The organism is Terriglobia bacterium, from assembly GCA_036496425.1.
GTDB lineage: Bacteria > Acidobacteriota > Terriglobia > 20CM-2-55-15 > 20CM-2-55-15 > 20CM-2-55-15.
Window position 1 is genome coordinate 33,731 of record DASXLG010000298.1, and the last position, 7,439, is coordinate 41,169.

The 7,439-nt window shown below is 58.1% G+C and carries 4 protein-coding genes; all 4 read left to right on the forward strand.

What is annotated here, in order from left to right:
- The first annotated feature begins 73 nt into the window (after window positions 1-73).
- Window positions 74-3,319 carry a DUF1549 domain-containing protein gene (locus VGK48_21615; GenBank protein HEY2383781.1) on the forward strand — a complete coding sequence of 1,082 codons (3,246 nt, stop codon included), beginning with the start codon at window positions 74-76 and terminating at the stop codon, window positions 3,317-3,319.
- Window positions 3,320-3,354: 35 nt separating this feature from the next.
- Complete coding sequence (locus VGK48_21620; protein HEY2383782.1) at window positions 3,355-4,797, forward strand: DUF1501 domain-containing protein; 1,443 nt, start codon at window positions 3,355-3,357, stop codon at window positions 4,795-4,797.
- Window positions 4,798-4,878: 81 nt separating this feature from the next.
- Window positions 4,879-6,681 (forward strand): YncE family protein, encoded by a 1,803-nt coding sequence (locus VGK48_21625; GenBank protein ID HEY2383783.1) that lies wholly within the window; start codon window positions 4,879-4,881, stop codon window positions 6,679-6,681.
- The coding region (locus tag VGK48_21630) for an MBL fold metallo-hydrolase (protein ID HEY2383784.1) at window positions 6,678-7,439 on the forward strand (762 nt) is incomplete at its 3' end. The genes VGK48_21625 and VGK48_21630, both read left to right, overlap by 4 nt.

A 7,439-nucleotide genomic window follows, 5' to 3' on the forward strand; every position in this document is an offset into this window, starting at 1 on the left:
GCGCGGTCGGCGAAGCGCAAGCGCGGCAGCGCGCAAGCCCTGAGTCATGACCGTGCCTACAGGAGGCATCCAGATGAAGCGCATTTTTCGCACGTTGACTGTGTTGGGTTCCGTGCTGTTCCTCCAGCCTGCTCTTTTACTTCAGGCGCAGGCGGCAAATCCGCTCGAGTTGTTTGAGAAGAACGTCCGGCCATTGCTGGCGGAGAACTGTTTCGGCTGCCATGGCGAATCGGCGCGCGGCGGCTTGCGATTGGACACGCCCGACGGCATTCTCAAAGGCGGGAAGTCGGGCCCGGCCATTGTTCCGGGCGATCCGGACAAGAGTTTGCTGGTCACCGCCGTTAAGCAGACCGGCATGCTCAAGATGCCGCTTGGCGGATCGCGCCTGACGGATGCGCAAATCGCCGACATCAGCGCCTGGATCAAGGACGGAGCCCCGCAGCCTTCTCAAACTGCGATGGTTGCGGGAGGAGCGAAACCGGATTCAGTGCGTGAGGAGTTCTTCGAAAATCACATCCGTCCCCTGCTTGCCCAGCAGTGCTTTGCCTGCCACACCAATTCGAAGAGCGGCGGGCTGCGGCTGGACTCACGGGACGACGTCCTGAAGGGCGGCGGCTCCGGTCCGGCTGTTGTTCCCGGCGACCCCGATAAGAGTCTTCTGCTTGCCGCAATCAAGCACAGCGGCACACTGAAGATGCCCAAAAGCGGCACCCGGTTGACCGATGCCCAGATCGACGATGTTGCGATGTGGATTAAAGACGGCGCCTATTGGCCGTCCGACAAGACTGCGAAGAAGGAATACACGGCGGAGCAGAAGCACCTCTGGTCGATTCAGCCGCTCCAGCATCCGGCACCGCCGAAGGTCAAGGATACGGCCTGGCCGGTCAACGATATCGACCGCTTCGTTCTGGCAAAACTTGAAAAAGAAGGCCTGAAACCGGCGTCAACCGCGGATCGCCGAACTCTTCTGCGGCGGGTCACTTATGACCTGACGGGGTTGATGCCGGCATATGACGAGGTCAAAGCATTCGAAAACGATAAGTCGCCCAATGCGTGGGAGAAGGTCGTCGACCGCCTGCTGGCCTCTCCTCAGTACGGCGAGAAATGGGCGCGGCATTGGATGGACGTCGTCCGCTATGGTGAAGATGACTACCGCGTGGGAAAACAGCCCGATCGCGCCGAAAAGTATACCTTCGCCTATCTCTACCGCGACTGGCTGATCCGCTCACTGAACGACGACATTCCTTACGACATGTTCGTCAAGGCTCAGGTCGCCGCGGATCTGCTCGATGAGAAAATCCGGGACAAATACATTCCAGCGCTTGGCATGAACGGAAACGGGATCTGGATTTTTCATGCCAGCCCTGCCCCGATCGAACGTGCTGATGAATGGCACGATAAAGTCGACGTCACCACGAAAGCCTTTCTCGGCTTGACCGTCGGATGCGCCCGATGCCACGACCACAAGTACGACGCGATCTATTCCCGCGACTACTATCAGGTTGCCAGCATCTTTGCCAGCTCTCAGTTCAAAGCATATCCGCGCGTTCCCCAATCCGTGGTCGATGAATACGAGAAACAAAACAAGGTTCTCGAGCGGAAGAACGCCGATCTCAAGAAGTTCCAGGACGACGCCTCCGCCCTTTACGCTCAAGTTCTCTTTGCCGAGACCGAAGATTACATGATGGCCGCGTGGAAGCTGAGCACGCAGAAGCGATCTACCGTCGAGAGCATTGCCGAGGAATCGAAAGTGGATCCCGAGATTCTTGATCGCTGGGTGAGATTCCTCAAGAAAAAGCCGGATAACTATTCGGCCCTCAAGGCGTGGCAGGAAATGGTTGCGCGCAACGGCAAAGAGGACGAGGCCAGGAGGCTCGCTCACGAGTTCTATCTGAAGGTATCGGACCTGAACCAGAAGTACCTCAAGCTCGATAAGGAAAATGAGATGACGCTGGCTCAGTCGAAGGACAAGGACGACCCGTACGATCCGTTGCCCAATGGTTTGAAGCGGCAATTGAACCGGTATCAGATCGATCTGAAAAGCATGGATCGCGAAGACACGCTTCTATGGAAGGATGTTTTCGATCAGGACGTGCCGGACGCCACAGCCGAGGTCGTTCAGGATGACGGCGGGCCCAGAAGAAAGCCCGGTTTGTTGAAGCTCACGGATGGAGCCTTGGAGCGCCGATTGAGCGCCGAACTGAAGGCTCACATCGATCACGCGCGCGCCGATATCGATGCGTTCAAGAAATCCATGCCCGCGCAGTATCCCTTTGTGTACGGCATCGCGGACGCCCCGCAACCTTCGGACCTTAAAGTATTTTCGCGAGGGAATCCGTATACCTTTGGAGAAGATGCGCCCCGCGCATTCCCTTCGATCTTCAATAACGGGCAACCCATGCTTTTCGATAAGGGCAGCGGACGCCTGCAGTTCGCCGAAGAAGTCGTGCGGCAGCCGATCACCGCGCGCACCATAGTGAATCGGATCTGGGGCTGGAATATGGGCCGCGGAATCATCGATACGCCAAGCAACCTTGGTATGGCGGGGGATCGCCCAAGCAACCCGGAACTTCTCGAGTATCTGGCCTCGAAGTTCCAGGCGGATGGGATGTCGTGGAAGAAGCTTACCAAAGAGATTTTGATGTCCCGTACTTATCAGCTCAGCGCTCAAAGTGTCGAGTCGAATCTCGCCAAGGACGCGGACAATCGCTTCTTCTGGCGCGCGAATCGCCAGCGGTTGGACTCTGAGGGCGTGTGGGACGGCCTGCTTGAGGCTTCAGGAGCTCTGGACCTGAAAGGAATCGGAGGACCCTCCGAAGACTTGTCGGAAAAGATGACGCGCCGCGGCGTGTACGCCAAGGTCAGCCGGTTGTATCCCAGCGACTTCCAGGCCACTTTTGATCTTCCCACTGCGACAATTTCAGCCGAGAAACGATTCATCACGAATGTTCCTCAGCAGCGTTTGTTTTTCCTGAATAACTCTTTCGTCCAAAAGCAGGCCGAGATGCTTGTTGACCGCGTCAAGCCCGCCGGCGACCTGGACGCACAGGTAAAGCTGGCGTTCGAGATCGTTTATCAGCGAATGCCGACTCCGGATGAACTGACGGCGTCGATGGAATTTGTAAAGCTGCCGGTACAGGAGACGGCGCCCGCGAGCGACGTGGCGGCCCCGGATCCGGCTGCAGCGGATACCAAGGGAAAAGGCAGGAGGGGAGCAAAGGATGACGCGCAAGACGCACCGAAGAAACTGAAGGATTCGCCCTTCCGGTCGTTCTGTTGGGCGCTGCTGAGCTCCAACGAGTTTTTGTACATGGATTAGGCGGCATGACCGCCCTACAACAGGAGAAAAATTCTATGGCTTGTGATCACAGAACTCCGATGCCGGTGACCCGGCGCCAGGCGCTATCGATGCTCGGTGGTGGTTTTGGCCTGCTGGCGTTGTCGAACATGCTCAACACGTCCCTTGCCAGCGCCGCGTCCGGTACCGGAGGCGTGCTCAAGGAATTGCATTTCAAACCGCGCGCCAAGCGCGTGATCTTTCTGTTCATGAACGGCGGTGTGTCTCACGTCGACACGTTTGATCCCAAGCCGATGTTGGACAAGTACGACGGCAAGCCGATGCCGGGCGGAGCGATTCTCACGCAGCGCAAGACCGGCAACCTGATGAAATCCCCCTTCGCGTTCAAGAAGTATGGCCAGAGCGGATTGGAGTTGAGCGAACTCTGGCCGAACGTCGGCGCCGTGGCCGACAATATCTGCGTCGTCCGCTCCATGTGGGCGGACATTCCGAACCACGAACCTTCTATTACGCTGATGAACACCGGCGCAAATCTTCTTGGCCGTCCTTCGATGGGTGCGTGGATCACCTACGGACTCGGGACCGAAAACGAAAATCTGCCGGGCTACATCGTGCTGACTCCGACCGAACCGCTGACGATCGGCAGCCCGCTCTGGAGTTCCGCGTTCCTGCCCGCGGTCTATCAAGGCACCGTCGTCCACAACTTGTACCAGGAAGACACGAAATTCAAAGCCGAAAGAGTTATTCCAAATGTCATCAATGCCGAAGATCGCGAGACGCAAATCCGCGATATCGGGTTCCTGCGCCATTTGAACGAAATGCATTTGCAGCGGATCCGCGAGAAGGATCAGAACCTCGAAGCATCGATAAAGACGATGGAAACCGCGTTCCGCATGCAGATCGAGGCGCCCGATGTGTTCGACGTCACCAAGGAAAGCAAAGAGACGCTGGCGATGTATGGTCCGGGCAGCACGGCCCTCGGATGCCTGATGGCTGCGCGTCTCGCCGAGAAGGGTGTGCGCATGGTGCAAACCTACTACGGTAAAGGCGACCCGTGGGATGCGCACGCCGACATCCTGACCTACAAGAAGCTTGCCCGCGATTCCGATCAGGCATATGGCGCGCTGATCAAGGATTTGAAGCAACGCGGGATGCTGGAAGACACGCTGGTCGTGTGCGGCACCGAGTTCGGCCGGACGCCGGCGATTCAAATCTCAAATGAAAATGCAGGCGACGGCGTCGTCAATGGCCGCGACCACAACCATCTCGGCTTCTCGGTGTGGCTCGCCGGCGGCGGCATCAAAGGCGGCATGGCCTACGGCGCTACGGACGAGTTTGGCTTCAAGGCCGTCGAAAACAAAGTTCACGTGCATGATCTGCACGCCACGATGCTGTACCTGCTCGGCATCGATCACACCAAGCTGACCTATCACTACAGCGGCCGCGATTTCCGGCTGACGGATACCGCGGGCGAAGTGATTCACAACATCATCGCTTGAGCTTGCAGGCGCGGTCTGCGAAACGCAAGCGCGATAGCTCGCAGCCTTGAGTTTGACCACGCCTGCAGTGAAGGACGGACTATGAAACTTATTGCTTACGCTCTGTCGTTGCTTACTTTACTCGCGCCGGCTTACTCCCAGCAAGCGCCCCGGCCGCCGAAACCGGGCATTCCCGGCGTCCAGCACCCGATGTCCATGATCGTGCCCGACGCCGAGTACGCGATAACCGGTGGTCCGGACTGGCTCGCCATGGGCGAGGATCAGGTGTGGACAAACAGTCGCGGCCAGAATCTGGTGAGCCGGCTCGATCCGAACACCAATGAGACTGTCGCAACCGTCCCGGTGAAAACGCCGTGTTCGGGCCTGGTCGTCGCTGCCGGGACCCTCTGGGCGCCGAGTTGCACAGAGAATTCCATCTACCGAATCGATACGAAAACCAACATGGTTGTGGCGAAAATCCCTGTCGGTCCCGCCAACAGCGAAGGCGGAATTGCCTACGGGGCTGGCTCGATCTGGATGCCGACCGACCCGAAAGGACTGGTCGCCCGTATTGATCCGGCGACCAACGGCGCATCCGCTTTCATCAAAGTTGCGCCGGGCTCATTCACCGCGGTGTTCGGTTATGGATTGGTCTGGGTCTCCAGCACCGAGAAGAGTCTGGTGTCGGTGATCCACCCCGCCACCAATAAGGTCATCGCTGAAATTCCGGTCGATACGGCGCCGCGCTTCATGGCGGCCGGTGAAGGATTTGTCTGGACGCTGAACCAGGGCAAGGGGACGGTCAGCAAGATCGATCCGTTGACCAAAAAAGTAGTCGCTACGATTCAGGTTGGCGTCCCCGGAGGCGGTGGCGACATTGCCGCGGGTGAGGGCGCCGTCTGGGTATCGGCGCGAGATATCCCGGTATCCCGAATCGATCCGGTTGCTGAGAAAGTCACGCATCAGTTTGTTGGCCCGGGAGGCGACGCCCTTCGCGTGCTGCACGGTTCCGTCTTTCTATCGAATGGTGGACGGGCAGCTAACGTCTGGCGGTTCCAGGCCAGCAAGATCACATCCTCCGTTCCGGCTTCGTGGACAACGAATGCACAGAAAGTCGACATCGACTCGGATGGAAAGCCGGACATGCTGGTCGAGGATCTTGCGGTGTGGTTTCCAGGTCAGCCCACGAAATTCCGAATGAAGCCGGTGACCGCGATTGCCGGGAATAAGTTCGTCCTCAAGACGACACTGAATGGAAAGAAGGCGGAAGCTCCGTTCGTGAAGACAGGCGATGAGTACGAAGCCACTTTCACCGGAGACGCTCCGCGCTGGATTCATTACTCCGTGTGTACCGTAGCCGGGAAATGCTCCGAAGATCTTGTCGTGGCGTCGCCAACGACGTCTCTCGATATTGCGATGGGAAAGACTCCGTTTGTTCCGGCAACGTTCGCGGTTCCCGGCCCGCCTAAAGTCGGTACTTACGTCTGGAATATTCTCCAACCCGAAATCCTGGCGCCGGACTATCAATTCCTGGTCGATCAGGCGGGCCGGACTTCGCCGATTTCCAGCACGATTGCCGAAGACCATGGAGAGGTCAAGCGCCACGAATGGGAATTCCAACACCACACGGCATTCGCATACGGTGTTTTATCGCCCGACAAACAATCCGAGCTGGCTTGTGTGTATATCAATCCCAGCCCGAAGCAAGGATACGAAGCGACCGTCCGCATTTCATTCAGCAAACAGGGAATTGAGGCAGGCCTGGAGCCGGTACTCGAGAAAGCGGTACGGGACTGGGTCAAAGCGAAATGGCCGTTCAAGGCCGTCGCGTTCCCGGGCCGCGATATGCCGATGACGGAATGGAACGCGCTGCCTGCGGCGGGTGTGACCGGAGGATCGCGATGATGAAATCCCTTGTTTCGAAGATTTTTCCCCTCGTCCTGTTCGTCGCTGCGGGTTTCGCACAAGCGCCGGCCCCGGCGATACCCGCGCTTCCGGCAAGCGCTTTTGTCGAGCCGGGCGTTCTGCCAAAGAGCTGGATGACAGGCGGCCCGAAGTGTATGGAGATGCCGGCCTGGCAGGTGCACGAGTACAACCCGAATTTTTTCATCATCCGGGAGTCGGGCTGCATTCACTTCGAAAAGCCTTTCCTGTATCTGATTTTCGGCAAGGATAAAGCCTTGCTCGAAGACACGGGTGCAGGAAAAGTGGACACCGCTCCGATGATCATGGACCTGATCGCGAAATGGAGTAAACGGAACAGCCGGACCCAGCCCGTTCCGCTCATCGTCGTTCATTCCCACTCTCACGGAGATCACACCGCGGGCGATCCCGGCTTCAAGAACCTGCCCGATGTCCAGTTCGTTGCCGCGAGTGTTCCGGAATTACAAAAGGCCTTCGGGCTGAAAAACTGGCCCGACGATTTTGCGCAGATCGACCTGGGTGGACGGATCGTGGATCTGATGCCGATTCCCGGTCACGATGTGGCGGGCATCACTCTCTATGATCGGCAGACGGGCATCCTGTTGACCGGCGACAGTCTGTATCCAGGGCGCCTGGGCGTCAGCGCGGCGAACTTTCCCGCGTTTGTGGCCAGCAACCAGCGCATGGTCGACTTCACGAAAGACAAACCGGTTGCGCACATCCTGGGGACGCATATTGAA

Bases quoted from the DNA above. Each gene is read 5' to 3' on its own strand.
- VGK48_21615 (HEY2383781.1), top strand. From the start codon at position 74: ATGAAGCGCATTTTTCGCACGTTGACTGTGTTGGGTTCCGTGCTGTTC.
- VGK48_21620 (HEY2383782.1), top strand. From the start codon at position 3,355: ATGGCTTGTGATCACAGAACTCCGATGCCGGTGACCCGGCGCCAGGCG.
- VGK48_21625 (HEY2383783.1), top strand. From the start codon at position 4,879: ATGAAACTTATTGCTTACGCTCTGTCGTTGCTTACTTTACTCGCGCCG.